22 protein-coding genes and 1 pseudogene are annotated in these 19,434 nt (G+C 67.7%); 11 read left to right on the forward strand and 12 right to left on the reverse strand.

The annotated features are described in order from the left end of the window. Positions 1-2 precede the first annotated feature (2 nt). Complete coding sequence (locus DI526_RS12700) at positions 3-875, forward strand: 4-(cytidine 5'-diphospho)-2-C-methyl-D-erythritol kinase (protein WP_304278370.1); 873 nt, start codon at positions 3-5, stop codon at positions 873-875. Between the two features lie 9 nt (positions 876-884). Next, positions 885-1,520 carry a peptidylprolyl isomerase gene (locus tag DI526_RS12705; RefSeq protein ID WP_304278372.1) on the forward strand — a complete coding sequence of 212 codons (636 nt, stop codon included), beginning with the start codon at positions 885-887 and terminating at the stop codon, positions 1,518-1,520. Here the strand turns inward: DI526_RS12705 and DI526_RS12710 are convergent. From DI526_RS12710 to DI526_RS12725, 4 genes are all read right to left on the reverse strand, one after another. Beyond that, positions 1,517-1,963 carry an NUDIX hydrolase gene (locus tag DI526_RS12710; RefSeq protein WP_304278375.1) on the reverse strand — a complete coding sequence of 149 codons (447 nt, stop codon included), beginning with the start codon at positions 1,961-1,963 and terminating at the stop codon, positions 1,517-1,519. The genes DI526_RS12705 and DI526_RS12710 overlap by 4 nt on opposite strands. Beyond that, on the reverse strand, positions 1,960-2,763 hold the full coding sequence (locus tag DI526_RS12715) for a lipid II flippase Amj family protein (RefSeq protein WP_304278379.1): 804 nt from the start codon (positions 2,761-2,763) through the stop codon (positions 1,960-1,962). Before DI526_RS12715 ends, DI526_RS12710 begins: the two co-directional genes overlap by 4 nt. 123 nt (positions 2,764-2,886) lie before the next feature. Next, entirely contained in the window at positions 2,887-4,422 is a 1,536-nt protein-coding gene (locus DI526_RS12720; RefSeq protein WP_304278382.1) for an ammonium transporter, read from the reverse strand. Positions 4,423-4,444: 22 nt separating this feature from the next. Then, positions 4,445-4,783, reverse strand: coding sequence for a P-II family nitrogen regulator (locus DI526_RS12725; RefSeq protein WP_304278385.1), 339 nt, complete (start codon positions 4,781-4,783; stop codon positions 4,445-4,447). 328 nt (positions 4,784-5,111) lie between these two features. Here DI526_RS12725 and DI526_RS12730 point away from each other — a divergent pair, with 328 nt between their 5' ends. The 4 genes from DI526_RS12730 (at position 5,112) to glyS (ending at position 9,505) form a co-directional block, all read left to right on the forward strand. Then, positions 5,112-5,462 carry a DMT family protein gene (locus DI526_RS12730; RefSeq protein WP_304278388.1) on the forward strand — a complete coding sequence of 117 codons (351 nt, stop codon included), beginning with the start codon at positions 5,112-5,114 and terminating at the stop codon, positions 5,460-5,462. 84 nt (positions 5,463-5,546) lie between these two features. Further along, positions 5,547-6,503 (forward strand): fasciclin domain-containing protein, encoded by a 957-nt coding sequence (locus DI526_RS12735; protein WP_304278390.1) that lies wholly within the window; start codon positions 5,547-5,549, stop codon positions 6,501-6,503. Positions 6,504-6,601: 98 nt separating this feature from the next. After that, positions 6,602-7,501, forward strand: a complete 900-nt coding sequence (locus DI526_RS12740) for a glycine--tRNA ligase subunit alpha (RefSeq protein WP_304278391.1) — start codon at positions 6,602-6,604, stop codon at positions 7,499-7,501. A gap of 6 nt (positions 7,502-7,507) precedes the next feature. Next, positions 7,508-9,505: a glycine--tRNA ligase subunit beta gene (glyS, locus tag DI526_RS12745; RefSeq protein WP_304278394.1), complete on the forward strand. Its 1,998-nt coding sequence runs from the start codon at positions 7,508-7,510 to the stop codon at positions 9,503-9,505. 22 nt (positions 9,506-9,527) lie between these two features. Here glyS and DI526_RS12750 read toward each other — a convergent pair. The 4 genes and pseudogenes from DI526_RS12750 to DI526_RS12765 all read right to left on the reverse strand — a co-directional run. Then, a pseudogene (locus DI526_RS12750) lies at positions 9,528-9,614 on the reverse strand (hypothetical protein); the annotation flags it as partial. A gap of 47 nt (positions 9,615-9,661) precedes the next feature. Then, positions 9,662-9,988 carry a GIY-YIG nuclease family protein gene (locus tag DI526_RS12755; RefSeq protein ID WP_304278397.1) on the reverse strand — a complete coding sequence of 109 codons (327 nt, stop codon included), beginning with the start codon at positions 9,986-9,988 and terminating at the stop codon, positions 9,662-9,664. A 46-nt stretch (positions 9,989-10,034) separates the two neighbouring features. Beyond that, positions 10,035-10,997: a c-type cytochrome gene (locus tag DI526_RS12760; RefSeq protein ID WP_304278400.1), complete on the reverse strand. Its 963-nt coding sequence runs from the start codon at positions 10,995-10,997 to the stop codon at positions 10,035-10,037. Positions 10,998-11,119: 122 nt separating this feature from the next. After that, positions 11,120-11,974 carry a metal-dependent hydrolase gene (locus DI526_RS12765; RefSeq protein ID WP_304278401.1) on the reverse strand — a complete coding sequence of 285 codons (855 nt, stop codon included), beginning with the start codon at positions 11,972-11,974 and terminating at the stop codon, positions 11,120-11,122. Positions 11,975-12,029: 55 nt separating this feature from the next. Between DI526_RS12765 and DI526_RS12770 the strand changes: the two genes are divergently transcribed. Further along, positions 12,030-12,656, forward strand: coding sequence for a TetR/AcrR family transcriptional regulator (locus DI526_RS12770; protein WP_304278404.1), 627 nt, complete (start codon positions 12,030-12,032; stop codon positions 12,654-12,656). On the opposite strand, the gene DI526_RS12775 is transcribed toward DI526_RS12770, so the two are convergent. From DI526_RS12775 to DI526_RS12790, 4 genes are all read right to left on the reverse strand, one after another. Next, the gene (locus DI526_RS12775; RefSeq protein ID WP_304278407.1) at positions 12,653-13,048 is read right to left on the reverse strand and encodes an NUDIX domain-containing protein; all 396 of its coding nucleotides are present in this window, start codon (positions 13,046-13,048) and stop codon (positions 12,653-12,655) included. The genes DI526_RS12770 and DI526_RS12775 overlap by 4 nt on opposite strands. Then, positions 13,045-14,061: a porphobilinogen synthase gene (gene hemB, locus DI526_RS12780; protein ID WP_304278409.1), complete on the reverse strand. Its 1,017-nt coding sequence runs from the start codon at positions 14,059-14,061 to the stop codon at positions 13,045-13,047. The genes DI526_RS12775 and hemB overlap by 4 nt, the downstream gene beginning before the upstream one ends. Positions 14,062-14,119: 58 nt before the next feature. Beyond that, positions 14,120-15,619 carry an NAD(P)/FAD-dependent oxidoreductase gene (locus tag DI526_RS12785; protein WP_304278414.1) on the reverse strand — a complete coding sequence of 500 codons (1,500 nt, stop codon included), beginning with the start codon at positions 15,617-15,619 and terminating at the stop codon, positions 14,120-14,122. A gap of 134 nt (positions 15,620-15,753) precedes the next feature. After that, a complete protein-coding gene (locus tag DI526_RS12790) occupies positions 15,754-16,218 on the reverse strand; it encodes a DUF2147 domain-containing protein (protein WP_304278417.1) in 465 nt (154 codons plus the stop codon). A 250-nt stretch (positions 16,219-16,468) separates the two neighbouring features. On the opposite strand from DI526_RS12790, the gene DI526_RS12795 reads away from it, so the two are divergent. The 4 genes from DI526_RS12795 to DI526_RS12810 all read left to right on the forward strand — a co-directional run. Beyond that, positions 16,469-17,617 (forward strand): isobutyryl-CoA dehydrogenase, encoded by a 1,149-nt coding sequence (locus DI526_RS12795; RefSeq protein ID WP_304278419.1) that lies wholly within the window; start codon positions 16,469-16,471, stop codon positions 17,615-17,617. Positions 17,618-17,624: 7 nt separating this feature from the next. After that, on the forward strand, positions 17,625-18,224 hold the full coding sequence (locus DI526_RS12800; protein WP_304278424.1) for a histidine phosphatase family protein: 600 nt from the start codon (positions 17,625-17,627) through the stop codon (positions 18,222-18,224). Positions 18,225-18,231: 7 nt separating this feature from the next. After that, a complete protein-coding gene (locus DI526_RS12805; RefSeq protein ID WP_304278425.1) occupies positions 18,232-19,284 on the forward strand; it encodes an enoyl-CoA hydratase/isomerase family protein in 1,053 nt (350 codons plus the stop codon). 60 nt (positions 19,285-19,344) lie between these two features. After that, the coding region (locus tag DI526_RS12810; RefSeq protein WP_304278431.1) for a lipoprotein at positions 19,345-19,434 on the forward strand (90 nt) is incomplete at its 3' end.

The following is a 19,434-nucleotide window of genomic DNA, read 5'->3' on the forward strand; positions in this document are numbered from 1 at the left end:
TCATGCGGCTTTCCGCGTTCGCGCCCGCCAAGGTCAATCTGTTCCTCCATGTCGGTGGGCCGGACGCCGAGGGCTATCACCCGATTTCCAGCCTGATGGTGTTCGCCGACGTCGGCGATCAGGTGATGATCCAGCCCAGCGACGCGCCCGCGTTCGAGACGACGGGGCCGTTTGGGGCCAGCATTCCGGCGGGGGACGACAATCTGGTGCTCCGTGCGGCGCGGGCGTTCCACGCCAGGCTGGGCGGGCCGGTTCCGCCCTATCGCCTGATCCTCGACAAGCGCCTGCCGATCGCGGCGGGACTGGGCGGCGGCTCCAGCGACGCCGGCGCGGCCCTGAAGCTGCTGCGCGACGCCTTGGCCCCGGGGTTCACCGACGATGATCTCGAGCCCCTGGCGGCGAGCCTGGGGGCGGATGGCGCGGCCTGTCTCCGCGCGACGGCTCTAATGGCGGAGGGACGAGGGGAGGTGCTTTCCCCAGCCCCGAACTTGCCGCCCCTGCACGCGGTGCTGGTCAATCCAGGCGTGCCTTCACCGACCGGCGCGGTCTATCGCGCCTATGACGCCGCCGTGCATCCTGAAGGGGCCGCTCGGCCGTTCGTTCCGCCGGAACTGGAGACCGCCGAGGAGGCCGCCGCCTGGCTGGCGGTCGCCACCCGTAACGACCTCGAAGCGCCCGCCGTGGCGCTGCAGCCCCTGATCGGCGAGGCGCTGGACGTGCTGCGCGACCAGGCCGAAAGTCTGCTGGTCCGGATGTCGGGCTCGGGCGCGACCTGCTTTGCGCTCTGCGCGGGCGACATCGAGGCCGAAACCCTGGCCGAGCGCATCGAGGCGGTGCGGCCGGACTGGTGGGTGCGGCGCTGCCGCCTGAGCTAGGAGAGAGCCATGAAGCGCCGTGACGTCCTCACCGCCCTGGGCGGCCTGGCCGCCGCGCCGGGGCTGGCGTCGGCCCAGATCTTGAACCTGGCGCCCGCGCCGATCGTGCCGGGGCCGGGCGACGTGCTGGTGGCGCTGGAGACGAGCTTGGGTCCGATCGTCATCGCCCTGAAGGTCAGGCAGGCCCCGCTGACCACGGCCAACTTCCTGCGCTATGTCGACGACAAGCGCTACGACGGCGCGAGCTTCTGGCGATCGGCCAAGGCCAAGAGCCCTGTGGACTACGGCCTGATCGAAGGCGGGCTGCAGGGCGACCCCAAGAAGGTGCTGCCGCCGATCGCGCACGAGCCGACCAGCCAGACGGGCCTTCGCCACGCGGACGGGACCGTGTCGCTGGCCCGCAAGGAGCCGGGCACGGGCGACAGCGACTTCTTCATCTGCGTGGGCGAGGCGCCGTACCTGGACGCCAATCCCGGGGGAGAGGGCGACAACCTGGGCTTCGCCGCCTTCGGCCAGGTGATCAAGGGCATGGAGATCGTCCACAAGATCCTCAACCTGCCCACGCCCGGTAAGGCGACCAACCCGGTCATGGAAGGCCAGATGCTGGATCCCGTCGTGCCGATCACCAGCGCGCGGCGGATTTAGGCGCGCGCCACACGCCGGACGACTTCGGCCAAGTCGGCGGGGAATATCGGCTCGGCGCTGTCGGCGATCTCGTCGGCGTCCCACCAGCGGAGGGTCTGCATCGCCTTGCGTTCGGCGTCGTCGACGCCGTCCAGTCGCGGCGCGGAGGCGGCGCAGCGGCCCAGGAAGAAAGTGTCGGTGTTCTCGAGCAGCGCGCCTTCGTGCTCAAACACGGCGGTGGCCTTGTGAATGGGACCCGTCAGCGGCAGGTCCAGCCCAAGCTCCTCCATCAACTCGCGTTTCGCGCCGTCGAGCGGGTCTTCATCGCCCTCGAGCCCGCCGCCCGGCGTGGCCCAGAACACGACGGTCCCGTCTCGGCGCGTGATCGAGAAGCGGATCAGCAGCACACGGTTGCGCTCGTCGAACAGGATGACGCGCGCCGCCTGGCGCTGGCGAACCGTCATATCAGGCGCGCCAGCAGGACGACGCCGCTGGCCGCCGGGACGAGCAGCAGCTGCGCCAACATCGTACCGGCCACGCGACTGCCCGCGAACCAGACGACGGCTCGGCGGAAGGCGGGCTCGCTGACCCGGCCGTCCATGACGTCGTCGGTCATGATCGACAGCGCCGGATCGATCAGCACGAACAGCAGGATGGTCGCCACGCCGTTGATCGCCGCCGACAGGCTGACCGCCGTGACCCGGAATTGCGGATCCAGGTAGCCGGCGTAGAGCGAGGCGAAGACCCCCACCGTCAGCAGGGCCTGGGCCAGGACGTTGAGCACGATCACCCGCGCCGGGAAGTCGATCTTCTGCTTGAGCGCCGGGATATGGGCCGGCGAGGGCAGGGCGACCGCGTCGCGGACATAGGCGAGGCCGCCCTTGGCGAAGGCGTGCATCAGCAGCTTCGGAATCGAGCGGTGGACTTGGAAGTGAGCGACGGCCCGGGTGAACAGGCGCTGGGCGGTCGGGATGGCCAAGGCGCCGACCAGGGCCGCCAGGCTGGCGCTGGCCATCAGCCACTGGAAGTCCGTCAGCAGGTGTCCGCCTGTGCCCGCTGCGAGGTTGGTCTCGATCCGCTTGGACAGGAACGGGCCCTGGAAGGCGTTCGAGGCGCGCGACAGCAGCACCAGCACATTGAACAGGGCGAACGACATGGCGATCCGCCGTGTGCGCACCCCGGCGATCCGCACCGCATAGGCCAGGGCGCCGATCAGATGAATCACGAAGGTCAGGACGCAGAGCAGGAAGAGTTGGGCGTCCATGACGATCTCCGGTCGAGAGCACTTTCCGGCGCAGCTTGGCCAAGGCGGTCCGAGTCGCAACGAAAAAGGGCGCGGAGATTGCTCTCCGCGCCCTTCGCCCTCCGGTGAAGCGCTACCCCAGCCTTAGCTGTGGTAGGCGCGCTCGCCGTGTTCCGAGATATCCAGGCCTTCTTCTTCGGCTTCCGGCGAAGCCTTCAGGCCGATGATCAGCTTGATCACGAAGAAGACGATCAGCGAGGCGACCAGCGACCAGACGATGGTGACGCCCACGCCCTTCAGCTGGGCCATCACTTGGGTGCCCAGGCTGTAGACCGCGTTGTCGCAGGTCGAGATGTCGCCGTCCTTGGCGCAGCTGGTGTAGTCGACGACGCCGGCGCCGCCCCAGGCGGGGTTGACCAGCAGGCCGGTGGCGATGGCGCCCACGATGCCGCCGACGCCGTGGATGCCGAAGGCGTCCAGGCTGTCGTCGTACTTGAAGGCGTTCTTCACGACCGAGCAGAAGAAGATGCAGATCGGCGAGACGACCAGGCCCAGGATCACCGAGCCCATCGGTCCGGCGAAGCCGGCGGCCGGGGTGACGGCGACGAGGCCGGCGACGATGCCCGAGGCCAGGCCCAGGGCCGACGGCTTACCGCGGGTGGCCCACTCGACGATGATCCACGACAGGCCGGCGGCCGCGGTGGCGACGAAGGTGTTGATCATGGCCAGCGAGGCGTAGCCGTTCGACTCCAGGTTCGAACCGGCGTTGAAGCCGAACCAGCCCACCCACAGCAGGCCCGCGCCGACCAGGGTCAGGGTCAGCGAGTGCGGCGGCATCGGCTCCTTGCCGAAGCCTTGGCGCTTGCCCAGGACCAGGGCGCCGACAAGGGCGGCGATACCGGCGTTGATGTGGACGACGGTGCCGCCGGCGAAGTCCAGGGCGCCGAAGCCCCAGATCAGGCCCGACTTGACCGGCGCGGTCGGCGCCGTGGCGATCGCGTCAGGACCCGGCCACCACCAGACCATGTGAGCCATCGGATAGTACGACAGCAGCGGCCACAGCACGGCGAAGGCGACGATGGCGGCGAACTTCATGCGCTCGACCAGCGAACCGACCACCAGGGCCGCCGTGATGGCCGCGAAGGTCGACTGGAACGAGATGAAGGTGAACTCGGGGATCACCACGCCGGTCGAGAAGGTCGCGACATTGCTGGCGGGGGTGACGTCCTTCAGGAACAGGCGACCAAAACCGCCCACGAAGGTGTCGAGGCCGCCGCCGTCGGTGAAGGCGAAGCTGTAGCCCCACAGCACCCAGGCCACGAAGCCGATCAGGGCGACGGTCGAGACCTGCATCATGACCGACAGCATGTTCTTGGCGCGGACCAGGCCGCCGTAGAACAGCGCCAGGCCGGGCAGGATCATCAGCAGCACGAGCAGCGAGGAGGTCAGCATCCACGCGTTGTCGCCCTTGTCGTTCTTGTCGACGATGGCGGGCGCGGCGGCCGGGGCGGGAGCGGGCGTCGCCGCGGGCGCCGGAGCCGGGGCGGCTTCGGCCGGCGCGGCGGTGGCGGCGGCCGGCGCGGGCGCGGCCTCCTGGGCGAAGGCGGTCGCCCCCAGCGGAGCCCCCGCGATGGTCGCGGCGAGCATAAGCCCCGCCAGCGGTTTGAAGGTGAGTTTCATCTCGGTATCCCCTTGTTCCCGATTACAGCGCGGCCGAGCCGGTTTCGCCGGTGCGGATGCGAACGGCTTCCTCGACGTTCACGACGAAGATCTTGCCGTCGCCGATCTTGCCGGTCGCGGCGGCGGCCTTGACGGCCTCGACCGCCTTGGCGGCGGACGCGTCGTCGACGACCGCTTCCAGCTTCACCTTCGGCACGAAGTTTACCTGGTACTCAGCGCCCCGATAGATCTCGGTCTGGCCCTTCTGGCGGCCGTAGCCCTTCACTTCCGACACCGTCAGGCCTTCGACGCCGGCGGCGACGAGCGCTTCGCGCACCTCGTCCAGCTTGAAGGGTTTGACGACCGCTATGATCAGTTTCATCCGCCTTGCTCCGGCCCGCCGTCCTGCGGGCTTGTCTGCTTTGATTGTGGGAAGCGAGACCGCCCCCGGTGTCATTCACCGCCGACGCCGCGCTTCACGCGCCGCATCGGTTCCCCGGCTTGGCCACGCTATCGGCGACGGTTCCGTGAAGGCGCGCGCTGAAAAGCTTTCGCAAAGGAATTGGCTTCGGCGCCCAATTTTTGGGCGTCGAGCGCTTCGGTTGCGCCGGAAAATAGCGTTTTTGCGGGACGGGACGGCGCTGGCCTCCGAGCCCCCACTTGTCCTAGGGTGCCGCGCTTCCTACCGCCCCGCTCTGGAGACCACCCGCATGCCGCCTCTCGTCCTGAAGATCGCGCCCTGGCTCATGCTGGTGGCGTCCAACATCTTCATGACCTTCGCCTGGTACGGCCATCTGAAGCACAAAAGCCTGGCCCTGCCGGTCGCAATCATTTCAAGCTGGCTGATCGCCTTGCCTGAATACATGCTGGCGGTCCCGGCCAATCGGCTCGGCAGCGGCATGTATTCCACGGCTCAGCTCAAGACCGGCCAGGAGGCGATCACCCTGATCGTCTTTACGCTGTTTTCCTATTTCTACCTGGGAGAGCCGATCAAGTGGACGACGATGGTCGGCTTCGGCCTGATCGTCTGTGGCGCGGCGATGGTGTTCTTCTTCAAGTAACGGCCAAGGTGATCACGACGGCGTGATCCTGGAACCGAGTCCCAGGCTTGGGCGTAAACCGCTCGAACCGAAAGGACCTCGACCATGACCACCAAGCGCCTCCTGACCGCCGCCGCCGCGATCGCCCTGATGGCCGGCGCGGCTCATGCCCAGACCACGGCCGCCCCGGCGCCCGCCGCGCAGGCGCCGGCCGCCGCGTCGCCCGTCGTCGCCAAGGGGGATCTGATCCAGACCGCCCAGGCTTCGGGCCAGTTCAGCACCTTTTTGAAGGCCGTCTCGTCGGTGAACCTGACCAGCGTCCTGAAGAGCAACCAGAACCTGACCTTGTTCGCCCCGACCGACGCGGCCTTCGCGGCCCTGCCGGCCGGCGAACTGGACAAGCTGATGGCGCCGGACAACGGCCCGCTGCTGCAGAAGGTGCTGACCTACCACCTGATCAACGCCAAGGTGGACTCCAGCAAGATCAAGGGCGCCAAGGGCGAGGTCAAAAGCGTCGAGGGCTCGCCCCTGATGCTGGACGGCAGCGGCGCGACGCCGATGGTCGACGGCGCCACCATCGTCCAAGCCGACGTCATGGCCACCAACGGCGTGCTGCACGTCGTCGACAAGGTCCTGCTGCCCAAGGACGTGCCGGGCCTGCAAGCGGCTTCCGCGCCGGCCGCCACCGACGTCGCCGCGACCATGAACGTCGCCGCCAACGAGCAGGTCTCGCCGCCCGCGCCGCCGGAGACGGCCGGCGCCCAGGTCCCGAGCGCCTCCACCACCTCGACCAACCCGACCCCGGCGACGCCTGCGACCGCCACCGACATGGCCGCCGACCCGGCCGCCTCGCCCTCGGCCATGGCCGCTCCGGCGGCCGGTGTCAGCGCCTCGGGCGTCGTGCCGCTGTCCTCGCAATCGCCGGACGCCCAGGCCGCCCTTAAGCCCGGCGACGCCAACGTCGTCTCCAACGGCCCGGTCGCCGACACGACGGCCAACCGCGCCAAGTACGGCGCGCCGGAGTCGAACGCCGGCAAGCGCACCACGCCCAAGGGCAACTAGGCTCTCGGACTTTCGTCCGGCGCGCGCCGGACATCGCTTGAAGCACCGGTCGGCGGGCCCTATGGTCCGCCGACTTTTTTCTAGGCCTGCTTCGATTGATGTCGCGCGAAAAACCCAAGTCCTTCCAAAGCCTGATCCTGACGCTCCATGACTATTGGAGCCGCCAGGGTTGCGTGATCCTGCAACCGCACGACGTCGAGGTGGGGGCGGGGACCCTGCACCCGGCCACGGTGCTGCGCGCCCTGGGCCCCAAGCCCTGGAACGCGGCCTATGTGCAGCCCTCGCGCCGTCCGGGCGACGGCCGCTATGGCGAGAACCCCAACCGCCTGCAGCACTACTATCAGTACCAGGTCATCCTGAAGCCGAACCCCGAGAACATGCAGGACCTGTATCTCGGCTCGCTGGACGCGATCGGCCTTGATCTGCGCACCCACGACATCCGCTTCGTCGAGGACGATTGGGAGAACCCGACCGTCGGCGCCTGGGGCCTGGGCTGGGAGGTCTGGTGCGACGGCATGGAGGTGTCGCAATACACCTACTTCCAGCAGGTCGGCGGCCTGGACGTCTCGCCCGTCGCTGGCGAGCTCACCTATGGCCTGGAGCGCCTGGCCATGTACGTGTTCGGCGTCGACAACGTCTATGACCTGCCGTTCAACGACCCGGACTCGGTTCTGGGCGCCACGACCTATGGCGAGGTGTTCCTGGAGAACGAGCGCCAGCAGTCGGAAGCCAACTTCCATGGCTACGACGTCGCCGTGCTCAAGCAGCAGTTCGAGCAGATGGAAGAGCAGGTGCCGCTGATGCTGGCCCGCTCGTACCAGGGCAAGGCCCTGGTGCTGCCCGCCTACGACATGGTCCTCAAGGCCAGCCACCTCTTCAACCTGATGAACGCCCGCGGCGCGATCGCCGTCGCCGAGCGCGCCAGCTACATCGGCCGCATCCGCGACCTTTGTAAGATGTGCGCCAGCGCCTGGGTCGAGCAGCAGGAAGCCGCGTAAGTCACGATGCCCCAACTTCTCCTCGAACTGTTCTCGGAAGAGATCCCCGCTCGCATGCAGGCCCAGGCCGCCAAGGACCTGGAGCGCATGGCGCGCGAGCACCTGGCCGCCGCCGGCTTCCTGCCCGAGGCCCTGACGACCTTCGCCGGTCCGCGCCGCCTGACCCTGGTGGCCGAGGGCCTGCCGCTGGCCCAGGCCGACCGCAAGGAAGAGCTGAAGGGCCCGCGCGTCGGCGCGCCGCCGCAGGCCATGGAAGGCTTCCTGCGCAAGACCGGCCTGACGCAGGACCAGCTGGTCGAGCGCGACGGCGTCTACATGGCCTTCATCGAAAAGAAGGGCCGCCCGACCGCAGAAATCGTCGCCGAGATGGTCGAGGCCATCGTCCGGGGCTTCCCTTGGCCCAAGTCGATGATCTGGGGCTACAAGAAGCTGCGCTGGGTGCGGCCGCTGAAGCGCATCCTGTGCGTGCTGGACCGCGAGGTCGTGCCGTTCTCGATCGAAGGGATCGAAAGCGGCGACGTCACCGAAGGCCACCGCTTCATGGGTGAGGCCAAGCCCTTCGTCGCCAAGGACTTCGACGAATACGCCGCCGGGCTGGAAAAGCACTTCGTCGTGCTGGACGTCGAGGAGCGCAAGCAGCGCATCCTCGAGGGCTGCAAGACCCTGTGCTTCGCGCGTCACCTGGAGATGGTCGAGGACCAGGGCCTGCTCGACGAAGTCGCGGGCCTGGCCGAATGGCCGACGCCGGTGCTGGGCGACATGGACCCGTCGTTCCTGGACCTGCCGCCCGAGGTGATCCGCACCTCGATGCGCACGCACCAGAAGTACTTCGCGGTCAAGAAGCCCGGCGAGCCGGGTCTGGCCCCGCACTTCATCACCATCGCCAACATCGAAGCCGCCGACGGCGGCAAGGTGATCGCCGCCGGCAACGCCAAGGTGCTTTCGGCGCGCCTGTCCGACGCCCGCTTCTTCTGGGACGAGGACCGCAAGGCCGGCAATTTCGACGCCTGGCTCAAGAAGCTGGACGGCGTGACCTTCCACGCCAAGCTGGGCACCATGGCCCAGCGCGTCGAGCGCATCGTCGCCCTGGCCGGCGAGATCGCTCCGCTGGTCGGCGCCGATGTCGCCAAGGCCAAGGAAGCCGCGCGTCTGGCCAAGGCGGACCTGGCCTCGGGCATGGTCGGCGAGTTCCCGGAACTGCAGGGCCTGATGGGCGGCTACTACGCCCGCGAAGCCGGCCTCGACCCCGAGATCGCCGCCGCCATCCAGGACCACTACAAGCCGCAAGGCCCCTCCGACGCCGTCCCGACCGCGCCGCTGGCGATCGCCGTGGCGCTGGCGGACAAGCTGGATACGCTGGTGGGCTTCTTCGCGATCGATGAGAAGCCGACGGGGTCCAAGGACCCGTACGCCCTGCGTCGCGCGGCGCTGGGCGTGATCCGGATTGTTCTTGAGAACGGGCTGCGGGTGTCGCTCGCCCAGTTCGGCAAGGAAGACCTGATCGCCTTCTTCGCCGACCGCCTCAAGGTCACGCTCCGCGACCAGGGCAAGCGTCACGACCTCGTCGACGCAGTGTTCGCGCTGGGCGACGACGACCTCGCCCGCATCGTCGCGCGGGTCCAGGCCCTGGACGGCTTCCTGAAGACCGACGACGGCAAGAACCTGCTGGCCGGCTACAAGCGCGCGTCCAACATCCTCAAGGCCGAGGAGAAGAAGGGCCCGCTGCCGACCGGCGAGATGCAGGCGCCGACCGCCGACAGCGACGCCGAGGTGGGGCTCTACAACGCCCTGCGCCTGCTCGATAAGCCGCTGAAGGAAACGCTGGCGAAGGAAGACTTCACCGGCGCCATGACCCAGCTGGCCGAACTGCGCGGTCCGGTGGACGCCTATCTGGACGGAGTCTTCGTCAACGAGCCCGAACACCGCGACAACCGCCTGCGGACGCTGGCGGCGGTGCGTGATGCGATGGGGCAGGTGGCGGACTTTGGTTTGATCGCGGGATAGGGAGAAGCCCTCCCACACAAAACCCGTCATCCCGCGCTTTATGCGCGGGACCCATTTGTCCGTCGCACGTGCGGAGAAAGCTCACGCCCTCACGTGGAAGCTGAACCATGGGTCCCGCGCATAAAGCGCGGGATGACGGGGCTGTTGGGTTGGTGGTTAGAACTGACGCGGTACCGGCGTCCAGTTCATCACCTGATCATAGAGGTCATCCCACCGAGGATTGTCCCGCTCGATCAGGTTGATCTTCCATTGCCTCGGCCATTCCTTCAGCCGCTTTTCGCGATGGATGGCTGATGTCATTTCGTCGTGGGTCTCATACCAGACGAGCCGCGTCAGCCCATACTTCTGGGTGAAGCCCTTAAGCTGCTTCTCTCGATGCTGAACGAGACGCGCCTCGAACAGGCTGGTCACGCCGATATAGAGCGTGCCGTAGGGCCTGTTCGCCATCATGTAGACCGCTATGGAAGCGTCGCGCGGGACCATGACCGCAGCATGGCGAGCGCACGATGAAACTCAATCGAAAATTGAGCTACGGCCGCAACAACGCCGCGTAGACAGCGAGATCCCGGATCTCCTCGTCATCCAACCCCCGCGCCGGCCCCTGCATCTGACTCACCGACGGCCCGCTCCGCGCGCCGGTCTTGATGTCCAGCAACTGCCGCGCGATGTACGCCGCCGACCGTCCCGCCAGGGGCGGGGCGACCGGCGAGCCTTTCAGGCCCGGGCCGTGACACGCCGCGCAGGGCTGGCCATTGCCGCCGCCGCTTTCCGCCAGGGCCTTGCCCCGCGCCGTCGCGCCGACCGGCGCGTGAACCACGATCACCGCGTTCGGATCGGCCAGCAGCATGCGCGGCCAGTCCTCCGCCACTTCAATGACCTGGCCGTTCAATGCTTGCGGCGGCTTGCCGGGATCGAGGTCCAGCCAGCCATAGTAGTTCGGCTTGGTCGCCGGCGCGGTCTCGCCCTCCACGACGCGCACGCGCGGCTTGTAGGACAGGGCGGCGTAGTAGGCCGCGGCGGCCGCCAGCTCCTCGTCGGTGACGGTCTTGGCGACCTTGATCATGTCCTGGTTCGTGGGCCAGTTGGCGCGCCAAGACGCGCGCCGGCCTTCGCGGAATTCGCGCACCTGCTGGACGATGTAGTCCGCCGACAGTCCGGCCAGGTTCGGCGTGCCCAGCGAGCCGCCGCCGCCGATCTGGTGGCATTCGGCGCAGGCCATCAGGCCCTTGCGGCCTTGGGCGACGACCTCGGGCGCTGGCGGGTGGCTGTCGGGAAACCAGTCGGGCGGGCCCGCGCCCTTGTTCAGCGCCTCGCCGGTATAGGTCACCGTGCTGCCGGGGATGTGTTGCGGGCCGCTGGGATAGGGCGGCAGATTGACCTTGGGCCCCTGCGGATAGGCCCAGCCCAGCAAGGCGCCCGGCGCGGCCGTCGGCTTGGGCTGGCAGGCCGCCAGAGACAGCAGGGCGCCGCCCAGGATCATCGTCGACGACACCGCGCCCAATCGCATCGCAAAGCCCCCCGGCAAGATGAGCGCCGAAGCGCTCGTTGGCCGGCGCTCAGACCTGAGAGGCGCGGCGGCGCAGCCCTAGCCGACCACCTTTTACCCGGCAAGCCTCAGGCGACGGCCGCGTCGAATTCCGCTTTCCAGTCGGCGAACTGCGCGCGGTCGTCCTGGTCCCAGGGATGGAAACCGGGGCGATACCAGGCGAAATAGGTCTTGGCCCCACGGCTGAAGATGCCCGGCTCGCGCCAGACATAGCGCTTCACCGCCTTCAGCGCCGCCTTGGGCGTGTAGCCGTCGGTCTCCAGCAGACGGGCGGCGTAGCGGCTGATGTTGCGGGTGAACATGAGCGTCACCAGCGCCATGGCCCGGCAGCGGACGTAGTAGCGCTTCAGCGGCGACCAGTCCTTGGTCACCTCCAGGAAGACGTCGTAGGCGACCGCCTTGTGCTCGGTCTCCTCCATGGCGTGCCAGCGCCACAGCTTCTCGATCTCGGGATCGGTCGTAGCGAAGAGGTCGCGATGGCGCGCGTGCATTTCGGCCATCATGGCCGTGAAGTGCTCCAGCGCGATGGTCGAGATCAGCATGGCCATCGGACCCCGATCGCGCGCCATCTTCACGCGGCCGCGGATCGTCTCCTCGATCTCCGCCACAGGATAGCGCTCGCGGTCGATCAGGCTGTTCAGCTGATGGTGCTCGCGCGAGTGGATCGCCTCCTGGACCATGAAGCCCCGGGCGTCCTCGGCCAGCTTGCCGGTCAGGCGATCGCGATAGGCCTTCACGGCGTCCATGAACATCCGCTCGCCGTCCGGGAAGGTCAGGGACAGGGCGTTGAACACCGCCGTGCCGACCGGGTCGCCGCCCAGCCAGTGGCCTTGGCGGGCCGAGGCGAGGTCGAACCGGAGGTCGCGCGGGGTGACGTCAAGGTCGTCGGGCGTGTGCTTGGCTTGGGTCGCGGTGTGGGTCATGGCGTTCTGGGCTCCGCCGGTTTAGGGCTTGGACATCGGCCTTAGAGCCTCAGATTTGGTTGTACTGACAAAAATGTCAATAGAAGCGTCCGCGCCTCGTCCGACCCGTATCCGCCGCTCGCCCGAGGCCGCGCGCGAGAACATCCTGGCCGCCGCCGAGGCGATCCTGGTCGAACACGGCCCGCAGGCCCTGAAGCTGGCCGACGTCGCCAAGGCCGCCGGCGTCGTCCACGCCAATGTCATCCACCACTTCGGCTCGATCTCGGGCGTCGAGACGGCGCTGATGGAGCGGATGATCCGCGCCCTGGCCGACACGGTGATCACGGGGTTCAACACCGGCGGCGCGGCCCCCGGCTTCGGCGCCCAGGCCCTGTTCGAGGCCTTCGAGGCGAAGGGCGCGGCGCGCCTGGCGGCCTGGCTGGAGCTGACCGGCGAGAGCCGGCGGATGACCCTTGTCCGCGACGTGGTGGACGAGGTCATCCAGACGCGGGTCGCTCAGGACGTCGGCGTCGACCGCGACGCGATCGTCGATTTCATCCTGTTGAACATCATCCTGGCCGTCGGGACGGGCCTGTTCGGCCCGACGCTCTCGGAGCTGCTAGGGCGGCCTCCCGAGCGGGCGCGGGAGCTGGCGCTGGAGATGGTCCAGGGGCGGATCAGCGCCTTGGGATCGAAGGGCTAGGCGCTCTCGAGCAGCGCCGGCAGCACCTGCTCCGCCAGCAGCGGCGCTAGGCGCAGGTCGCCTGGCGCGGCTGGATCGATCCAGACGATCTCCTCGATCTCGGCGCGCGGCGCGATGTCGCCTTCAACCGTCGTCAGATAGGTCGCCGACTGGACGGTGAAACCGGTCTCGTTGGCCGCCGGGGCGCTGAAATGGCCGAGCAGGTCGGCGGAGACCAGACGACAGCCCAGCTCTTCCTCAAGCTCGCGGGCCAGGGTGGTCAGGTCGTCCTCGCCCGCGTCGCGCTTGCCGCCGGGTTTCATGAAGGTCGAGGTTCCGCGCTTGCGGACCAGCAGCATAAGGCCGGCCTCGTCGCGGATGACGGCGGTGACGATGTCGAGGACGCGGGTCATGGCGGGCTATAGGCGCCCAGCTTCTCCGCCGCCCACGGGGCGAAATAGGTGATGATCCCCGCCGCGCCGGCGCGCTTGAAGGCGGTCAGGCTCTCCAGGATGGCGCGGTCCTTGTCGATCCAGCCGTTCTGGGCGGCGGCCATGATCATCGCGTATTCGCCCGACACCTGGAAGGCGTAGGTCGGCATCCGGAACTCGTCGACGATGCGGCGGACGATGTCGAGATAGGGCATGCCGGGCTTGACCATGACCATGTCCGCACCCTCGGCGATGTCCATGGCGACTTCGCGGATGGCTTCCTCGGTATTGGCCGGGTCCATCTGGTAGGTCTTCTTGTCGCCCTGGCCGGCGGAGAGCTTGGCCGAGCCGATGGCGTCGCGGTAGGGGCCGTAGAAGGCCGAGGCGTACTTGGCTGCGTAGGACATGATCATCACGTCCTGGTGGTTCGCGCCCTCCAGCGCGGCGCGCAGCCTGCCGATGCGGCCGTCCATCATGTCGGACGGCGCGAGGATGTCGGCGCCGGCCTCGGCCTGCATCAGGCCCTGTTCGATCAGGCGGTCGATGGTGGGGTCGTTGAGGATCTTGCCGCCCTCGACCACGCCGTCATGGCCGTGGTCGGTGAAGGGGTCCAGCGCCACGTCGCACATGATCCCGACCTCGGGAGCGGCGTCCTTCATCGCCTTCACGGCGCGGGGGATGACGCCGTCCGGATCGGCGGCGATCGAGCCGGCCGCGTCCTTTCGCGAACCGTCGATGTGCGGGAAGATGGCGATGGCCGGGATGCCGAGGTCGCGGGCGCGGACGGCGGCCTTGGCGGCCTCCTTCACCGACAGGCGCTCGACGCCCGGCATCGAGGCGACAGGGATCGTCCCTTCGCCCTCATGTACAACCATCGACCAGATCAGGTCGGACGGGCGGACCTCCGTCTCGCGGACGAGGCGGCGGACCCAGTCGCTCTGGCGCACGCGGCGCAGACGGGTGTGCGGGTAGGGGGCGAGAGGCGGCGTGGTCATGCCGTTGATTTGGACCGCGCCGCCCGCCGAGGCAAGTTCGCAGGCGCCTTAAGCGCTCCTACGAATAACGGAAGGCCGGGTCATCCAGGTCGATGTTCGGGAAGATCTCCTTCTCGCTCCAGTAGTCCTGGGTGTGGCGCCATTCGGGCTTGTCGCCGGCCTTGGGCAACAGGTGCATGTTGCGCATCAGGTAGCCGGGGTTGAAGTCCTCGGGATCGATCCAACTCCCGATCTTCATGGCCTTGTCCTCGGGGCGCAGAGCCACCTCGACCTGCCTTTTGCCGGCCTTTTCCATATGCGTGAGCAGGCGGCAGACGAAGTCGCCGATCAGGTCGGCGCGCAGGGTCCAGCTGGCGCGGAAGTAGCCGAACACCCAGACGAGGTTCGGCACGCCGGTGAACATCATGCCGCGATAGGTGACGGTGTCGGCGAAATCGAGCGGCTCGCCGTCGATCTCGAAGGCGATGTCGCCCAGCACGCTGAGGTCAAAGCCCGTGGCGGTGATGATGACGTCCGCTTCCAGCGCTTGGCCGGACTTCAGCAGAAGCCCTTTCTCGGTGAAGCGCTCGATCTCGTCGGTGACGACCGAGGCCTTGCCCGAGGCGATGCCCTGGAAAAGGTCGCCGTCCGGCACGAAGGCGATCCGCTGGCGCCAGGGGCGATAGCGCGGGGTGAAGTGCTTCCCGATGTCGAAGTCCTCGCCGAGGAACAGCTTCACGCCTTCGAGCAGCTCGGCCTTCACGGTGTCGGCCTCGGCGATCGAGCGGCGGGTGAACTCGTGCTGGTCGAACAGCACCTTGCGGCGGACGATCTCGTGGATCCAGCTTTCGTCGATCTCCAGCTGGCGCAAGATGTTGGCCAGCTCGTTCTCGTTGCGGCCGGGCACGAAGTAGGTGGGCGAGCGCTGCAGCAGGGTGACGTGGTCGCAGTCGCCGGCGATATTGGGAACCAGGGTGGCGGCGGTCGCGCCGGAGCCGATGACCACGACCTTCTTGCCCTTCAGGTCGAGGTCCTTCGGCCAGGTCTGCGGGTGGACGATGCGGCCCTGGTAGCGGTCCATGTCCGGCCATTCGGGCGTGTAGCCCACCGAATGCCGGTAATAGCCCTGGCACATCCAGAGGAAGTTGGTGGTGTAGGTCTCGACGCCGTCGGGGCCGGAGACGGTCAGGGTCCAGAGCTTGTCCTGGCTGGACCACTCGGCGTGGGTGATCCGGCGCCGATAGCGGATGTGGCGGGCCAGGTCGTTCTCGTCGATCACTTCGCCCATGTAGTTCAGGATCTCGGCGGCGGTGGCGATCGGCGGACCAACCCAGGGCTTGAAGCGGTAGCCGAAAGTGTAGAGATCGCTATCCGAGCGGATGCCGGGATAGGTGTGGGTCAGCCAGGTGCCGCCGAAGCTCTCCAGCGCCTCCAGCACGACGAAGCGCGTTCCCGGCCGCTGATGCGTCAGGTGATAGGCGCCGCCGACGCCGGAAATGCCGGCCCCCACGATGATGACGTCGAAATGCTCGCTGGCCGCGCCGCGCGCGGTCTTCTGAAGCGTCGCCGCTTCGTCCATGCTCGTTCCTCCCGTGCCGGCCGTAATGCGGCCTGGACCCTTGGCGTCTCTGTCGGACGCTCAAGTGATCATCGTACACTTAGAGGGTCGCGCGGCGCTTGCGTTGAATCAAGCAAAACCCGCGAGCGCGGTGTTTAGGGGGCGGCGCGCGAGGCCAGCACCGACGGACCGTCGATCCGGGTCCACAGCTGCGACTTGCACAGGAAGTTGCCGATCACGCAGCCCTTGGCGCGCATGGTCTTGGGATCGACGATCTCGGCGGTGCCGACCAGGGTGACCTTCAGGGTCGGGACCCAGACGCGGCCCTTCAGGGAGCCGTTGTTCTGGGCCTCGAAGTCACGCAGAAGCTGCTTGCCGATCAGGGTGTCCGTGCCGGACTTGCGCGCGTCGGCCTCGGCCTTGGGGCTGGCCCAGACCACGGTGCCGCAGGTGCTGGGGCCGCAGTCCTTGATCTCGAGATGGACGCTGTTCTTGGGATTGCGCCAGACGCCATAGCTGCGCGCGATGTCGCCGCCGTCAGCGGCGTGGGCCGAAGCGGTGATGGCGGTCATGCCCAGGGTCGCCGCAAGGGCGGCCTTTGCAAGTTTCACGAAACGCATAGTCGTTGATGCAGTTTTTCTTGTTGAGAACGGTCAGACTCGACGATCGCCATTTGGGCCGAACGCGGATCGTTATCAAGGGGTGTGGCCTTCCTGCCGATTCAAGTCGTGTAACGGAGGATTTCAGGCCACACCCTTCGTGATGGCTGCCGGGCGTCCGGAACGCTCGCCGCGCGCGCGATTGACAGCCGCCCGTCGGCGCCGCAGTCAGACGGAAACAAGTGAGGGCTGTTCTGCCCCGATCGGGAGGATGTCGCGCATGGATTTCGCGCTGAATGATGATCAAGTCGCAATCCAGGATGCGGCGCGCGCGTTCGCCGAAGGACAGCTTGCCCCGCATTCCGCCGGCTGGGACGAGCGGAAGCACTTCCCGGTCGACGTGCTGCGCCAGGCCGCCGAGCTCGGCTTCGCCGGAATCTATGTGAACGAGGATGTCGGCGGCAGCGGCCTGTCGCGCCTCGACGCCTCGATCATTTTCGAGGCCCTGAGCTACGGCGACGTGCCCGTTGCCGCTTATTTGACCATTCACAACATGGCCTCGTGGATGATCGACCGGTTCGGTTCGGACGATCTGCGCCGCCGTTACCTGCCGCGCCTGACCTCCATGGCGCTGATCGCCAGCTATTGCCTGACCGAGCCCGGCTCGGGCTCGGACGCCGCGGCGATGCGCACCACGGCCAGATTGGACGGCGATCACTATGTCCTGAACGGCGGCAAGGCGTTCATTTCCGGCGGCGGCGTCTCGGACGTCTATGTCGTGATGGCCCGCACGGGCGGCGAGGGCGCCAAGGGCGTCTCGGCCTTCGTGGTCGAGAAGGGGACGCCGGGCCTGAGCTTCGGCGCCAATGAGCGCAAGATGGGCTGGAACGCCCAGCCGACAGCGCAGGTGAACTTCGACAACTGCCGCGTGCCGGTCGAGAACCGCATCGGCCAGGAAGGCGAGGGCTTCCGCTTCGCCATGATGGGCCTGGACGGCGGCCGACTGAACATCGCCTCCTGCTCGCTGGGCGGCGCCCAGTTCGCGCTCGACACCGCCAAGGCCTATCTGGAGACCCGCAACCAGTTCGGCCGGCCGCTGAAGGACTTCCAGGCCCTGCAGTTCAAGCTGGCCGACATGGCGACGGAGCTGGAGGCCGCCCGCCTGATGGTCCGCCGCGCGGCCCACGCGCTGGACAACCGCCACCCCGAGGCGACCAAGCTGTGCGCCATGGCCAAGCGCTTCGCCACCGACGCCGGCTTCCAGGTGGCCAATGACGCCTTGCAGCTGCATGGCGGCTACGGCTACCTCCAGGACTATCCGCTGGAGCGCATCGTGCGCGACCTGCGGGTGCACCAGATCCTGGAAGGGACCAACGAGATCATGCGCGTCATCATCGCCCGCGAGATGTTCCGCCAGTGAGCGTCGGATGATTTATCTCTGTCGCCACGGCCAGACCTTCCACAACCGGGAAGGCCGCATGCAGGGCCAGACCGAGTCGGACCTGACGCCTTTGGGGCAGGCCCAGGCGGCGGCGATGGGCGAGCTTCTGCTCGACCTCATCCGTCGCGATCCGCCGGCCGATTGGCGCATCGTGGCCAGTCCCTTGCGGCGCGCTCGCCAGACCGCCGAGATCATCGGCGCGCGCCTAGGTCTCCCGGTCGCGTTCGAGGATCGCCTGATGGAGATCAGCGTCGGCGACTGGTCGAACCGCCTGCGCGACGAGGTCAAGAGTGAGAACCCGGCGCTCCTGAGCGATCCCGAATGGGCCTTCAAGTCGCCCGGCGGCGAGACCTACGAGGACATCATGGCTCGCCTTTCCGGCTGGCTGGCCGATCAGGCGCCCGAGCCGGAGCGCCGGCTGGTCGTGGTCAGTCATGGCATCGCCGGCTGGATGCTGCGCGGCGCCTATGCCGGTCTGCCGCGCGAGCAGGTGATCCGCCTCGACACCCCGCAGGACGCCATCTTCCGGCTCGCGAACGGGCAGATCGATCGCCTGTCGTGCGCGCCCGTCGCCGAACCCGCCTAGGACAAGCATGACCGAAGACCCCGAAGTCCTGATCCGCGTCGAGAAGAACGTCGGCCGCATCACGCTCAATCGACCCAAGGCCCTCCACGCCCTCACCCTGGGGATGTGCGAGACGATGATCGGCGCTCTGCTGGACTGGCAGGAAGATCCCGAGATCTACATGGTCCTGATCGACCATGCGGGCGAGCGGGGCTTCTGCGCCGGCGGCGACATCCGCATGCTGGCCGAGAGCGGTGCCAAGGATGGCGTCGAGGCCCGGAAGTTCTTCCACACCGAATATCAGCTCAACCACCTGCTGTTCACCTACGACACGCCCGTGGTGGCGATCATGGATGGCGTGGTGATGGGCGGCGGCGTCGGGATTTCGATGCCGGCCCACGTGCGGATCGCCACCGAGCGCACCACGTTCGCCATGCCCGAGACGGGCATCGGCCTGTTTCCCGACGTCGGCGGCGGATGGTACCTGCCGCGCCTGCCGGGCAAGGCGGGGCTGTGGCTGGCGCTGACAGGCGCGCGGATCAAGGGCGCGGACTGCATGCGGCTGGGCGTCGCCACCCACTTCGTGGAGTTCGGCGCCGTCGAGGGGCTGAAGAAGGCCATCGTCGCCGATCCGCGCCGCATCGAAGAGACCCTGCGCAAGTACCGCGCCGACGCCGGCAAGGCCTCGCTGCTGGGCTTCGAGCAGGACCTCAACCGCCTGTTCGTCGGCGAGAGCGTCGATCAGATCGTTGAATTTCTGACCCTCGACTCCAGCGATTGGGGCAAGGCTCAGCTGGAGGTGATGAAGACCAAGTCGCCCCAGACGATGAAGGTCGCCTTCGAGCAGCTGAAGCGCGGCGCGGCCATGACCGACTTCGCCGACAACATGGCCATGGAGTATCGGATCGGCTCGCGCGTCGTCCGCAAGCACGACTTCATCGAGGGCGTGCGGGCGGTGATCATCGACAAGGACAACGCCCCGCGTTGGAATCCCGCCCGCCTTGAAGATGTCACCGACGTGATGTTGGACGAGATTTTCGCGCCCCTGCCGGCGGCCGAGGAATGGTCGCCGCTGACGTGACGGATGTCGTGCGCTAACGTGGTCGACAACGATATAAAGTGCCGGTTTGGAAGGATCGCCATGCGTAAGCCGCTTCTCAGTCTCGTCGCCGTGCTCGGCCTCGCCGCCTGCGCCACGCAACCGATGCTGGGACCGCCGCCGCCTCCGCCT

It is taken from the genome of Caulobacter segnis (genome assembly GCF_003243465.1).
GTDB classification, from domain to species: Bacteria; Pseudomonadota; Alphaproteobacteria; order Caulobacterales; family Caulobacteraceae; genus Caulobacter; species Caulobacter segnis_A.